Origin of the sequence: Thermogutta sp. (assembly GCF_039793925.1) — a bacterium.
GTDB lineage: Bacteria > Planctomycetota > Planctomycetia > Pirellulales > Thermoguttaceae > Thermogutta.
The window spans coordinates 623-1,142 of sequence record NZ_JBAMME010000157.1 but is presented as its reverse complement, the minus strand read 5'-3'; the positions used below and the strand labels follow the sequence as shown (position 1 = coordinate 1,142).

The window sequence follows — 520 nt, the reverse complement described above, 5'->3', positions numbered from 1 at the left end:
ACCCATTCTGGCCGAGCTGCGGCGCGGCACGGTTCTTGCTTTGACGAGTGGACATGGTGAGAGGAATCCAAACGGGGTGGACGAAAACGGAGGAAACTCGGAGTTGTCACAGCACTTCGACGACCTACAATTGCTGGTACAAGGACTGCCTTCCTAACGGCATCTGCGGCTGGCAGCCGGTACCCTGCCCATGCCGGGTTGTTCCTGAGTTGGAGACGTGCGTGCAGTGCGACGCGGGTACACCCGCTTGGGAGTGTCCTGGGGTTTGAGGGCGATGAACATTCCGTGGAGCATTGAGCTGACCCTCGTATTTCTGGTTGGGCCGAAACTTTTGGGGGGGCCGCAGCCCCCCCAACCAGCTTTTCGCGAAGAGGTGTCGGTAACCGCCGTGAGCACCGTGTTGCGTGTCGAGGGCGGCACGCCCTCCCATGCCCTCAACCCGGGGGATGTGACCGTGCTGGTTGCTGGCCAACCCGTGGTGGTTCTCGGCGTAGAGAGGCTCTTGGAGCCCCCCGTCGCC

General features: G+C 62.3%; 1 protein-coding gene. It reads left to right on the top strand.

The features are described 5' to 3' along the window. Positions 1–274: 274 nt before the first annotated feature. The coding region (locus ABJK56_RS06260) for a hypothetical protein (RefSeq protein WP_347243807.1) at positions 275–520 on the top strand (246 nt) is incomplete at its 3' end.